This window comes from Aeromicrobium sp. (genome assembly GCF_025965075.1).
In the GTDB taxonomy this organism is placed as follows: Bacteria; Actinomycetota; Actinomycetes; order Propionibacteriales; family Nocardioidaceae; genus Aeromicrobium.
In genome coordinates this window covers 1-2,609 of record NZ_JAOPXQ010000063.1, presented here as the reverse complement: position 1 = coordinate 2,609, position 2,609 = coordinate 1, and the positions used below count along the sequence as shown (strand labels likewise).

At 70.4% G+C, this 2,609-nt stretch carries 3 protein-coding genes; 1 reads left to right on the top strand and 2 read right to left on the bottom strand.

Going from position 1 to position 2,609, the window contains the following annotated elements; all coding sequences use genetic code 11:
• The coding region (locus JWQ91_RS04050) for an aminodeoxychorismate/anthranilate synthase component II (RefSeq protein WP_297781156.1) at positions 1-570 on the top strand (570 nt) is incomplete at its 5' end.
• A gap of 15 nt (positions 571-585) precedes the next feature.
• Here the strand turns inward: JWQ91_RS04050 and JWQ91_RS04045 are convergent.
• Both JWQ91_RS04045 and JWQ91_RS04040 read right to left on the bottom strand, forming a co-directional pair.
• Entirely contained in the window at positions 586-1,488 is a 903-nt protein-coding gene (locus JWQ91_RS04045; RefSeq protein WP_297781153.1) for a DMT family transporter, read from the bottom strand.
• Positions 1,489-1,667: 179 nt separating this feature from the next.
• A partial coding sequence (locus JWQ91_RS04040) for a trypsin-like peptidase domain-containing protein (protein ID WP_297781150.1) occupies positions 1,668-2,609 on the bottom strand: 942 nt, incomplete at its 5' end.

Sequence of the window (2,609 nt, the reverse complement as noted above, 5' to 3'; positions counted from 1 at the left end):
CGGGTCGTGATCGTCGACGGCGAGGACGACTTCGTCAACATGCTGTCGCACGTCTTCGGGGTGCTCGGCATGGCGACCGACATCGTCCGCCACGACGCCGCGGAGCTCGAGGGACCCGATGCGCTGGACGGCTACGACCTGGTCGTCGTCGGTCCGGGTCCGGGCGATCCGCGGGACCTCGACGATCCCAAGATGGCGCGCCTGCACGCCGTCGTCGCCGGTCTGCTGGAGACGCAGCGACCGTTCCTCGCGGTGTGCCTCGGGCACCAGACGCTGAGCCACCAGATCGGGCTCGACATCGTGTTCAAGGACATCGTGTTCCAGGGGACGCAGAGCCGGCTGCCGGTGCTGGGGCGGCCGGAGACGGTCGGCTTCTACAACACGTTCGTCGCCCGGGTGCCGGAGTCGGGCCTGCCGGAGGGCGTGACGGTCGAGACCGACCCCGCGACGGGCGACATCCACCTCGTGGCCGGGCCGCACTACCGGGGCGTGCAGTTCCACGCCGAGTCGATCCTGACCCAGAACGGCTTCGGCATCCTGCGCGATCTCGTGTCGGACCTCATCGGCTGACGGGCCGCGCCCGCCTCAGCCGGTCTGCGGGACCCGGCGGCGGGGACGGAGGCGGGTGATCGCGACGCCGGTCAGGCACAGCGCACCGCCGACGAACGCCAACGCGGCCGGCACCTCGTCGAGCACGGCCCACGAGATCAGGGTCGCGACGGCGGGGGCGAGGTACGTCGTGGAGGCCGCCTGGCCGGCCGTGATCCGCTGCAGCGCGTAGGACCACGTCGTGAAGCCGATCGCGGTCGGGAAGATCCCGAGGTAGGCCAGCCAGAGCAGGTCGTGACCCGACGCGTCGCCGAGCTCGCGGACCAGCGCCGGGGCGAACGGCAGGCACACGACGAGGCCGACGAGGCAGCCGAGCCAGACCGACATCGCGGGGTCGACGTGCTTGAGCGCGGGCTTCTGGGCCAGGGCCCCGATCGCGTAGAACAGCGCCGCGGCCAGGCACAGCAGGACCCCGGCCGTCGACGCCGTGTCGACCGAGGACGAGCCGCGATCGGTGCTGACCGCGATGAGGACGACCCCGGCGAAGGCGACGCCGATCCCGATCAGCAGCGGCTTGGGGAAGCCCTCCTTGAAGATGAAGCCGGCGAGCAGGGCGATCAGCGCCGGCCCGATGTTGACGATCAGCGCGGTGGTCCCGGCGTCGAGGTCACGCTCGGCGGCGTTGAGCGCGATGTTGTAGGCGCCGAACCAGATGACGCCGTAGAGCACGATCAGCTGCAGCGGTCGGCCACGCGGCAGCGGGACCCGACCCGGGCGGACGATCAGGGTCAGCGCCAGTGCGCCGACCACGAGACGACCCAGGGTCAGCGAGCCGGGGGAGAACGTGTCGCCGAGCGCGCGGATCGCGACGAACGCCGACGCCCACAGCAGCACCGTCACGAGCATCGCGGGCAGGGACAGGTCGCGTTCGGTCTTCACCACCCCACGGTAGTGGGGCCACCGACCCGCCACGAGCGAAAATCGGCCATCCAGGCTCGCGATCCCGCCGACGTACGAACGCTGGCCCTGACATTTCGACGGACACGCCGGGGCGTGTTGCGTCAGAACGTCAGGGCCAGCGGTCAGGGGCCGGACGGCCCGGCGGCCAACCAGCCGGGCTAGCTGGTCTTGCCTCCGTCGGAGTCGAGCGTCACGTCGGTCTGGGCCTTCTTGCCGTCGCGGGTGTAGGTGACCGTGATCTTCTCGCCCGGGTTGAAGCCGCGCACCGAGGCGACGAGCGCTTCCGAGCTGGGGATGATCGCGCCGTTGACCGCCGTGATGACATCGCCCTTCTTGATCCCGGCCTTGTCGCCAGCGCCGCCGGAGACGACCTCCTTGACCTGGGCGCCGACCCCCGTGATGCCGTCGTCGCTCAGGAAGTTGTCGACGCTGACGCCGATCTGGGCGTGCTCGACGGTCTTGCCGTCGACGAGCTGCTTCGAGACGTTCTTGGCCAGGTCGATCGGGATCGCGAACCCGAGGCCGATCGAGCCCGCGTCGCCCGACGTCGTGGTGCCGGACCGGATGGCGGAGTTGATCGCGATGACGCGACCGTTGAGGTCGACGAGCGGGCCACCGGAGTTGCCCGGGTTGATCGCGGCGTCGGTCTGGACCGCCGGGAACGTCGTGGACTGCTTCGAGCCGGAGCCGTCGCTCGAGGACACCGGTCGGTTGAGGGCCGAGATGATGCCCTCCGTCACGGTGCTCTCGAGGCCGAACGGCGAGCCGATCGCGACGACCTCCTGGCCGACTCTCAGATCGGCGGACGTGCCGAGCGTTGCGGCGGTGAGCCCGGTCTGTCCTGCGGCCTTGATGACCGCGAGGTCCGTCTTGGGGTCGGTGCCGACGATCTCGGCCTTGGTGTTGCTGCCGTCGCTGAAGGCCACCGTGATGGTGCCACCGTCGCCCGCGACCTCGACGACGTGGTTGTTGGTCAGGATGTTGCCGTCGCTGCTGATGATGATGCCCGTGCCGGAGCCGGACTCCTGTCCGCCGCGGACGTTGATCTGCACGACGGAGGGCAGCACCTTGGCCGCGACCTGCTCGACCGTTCCGGCCGG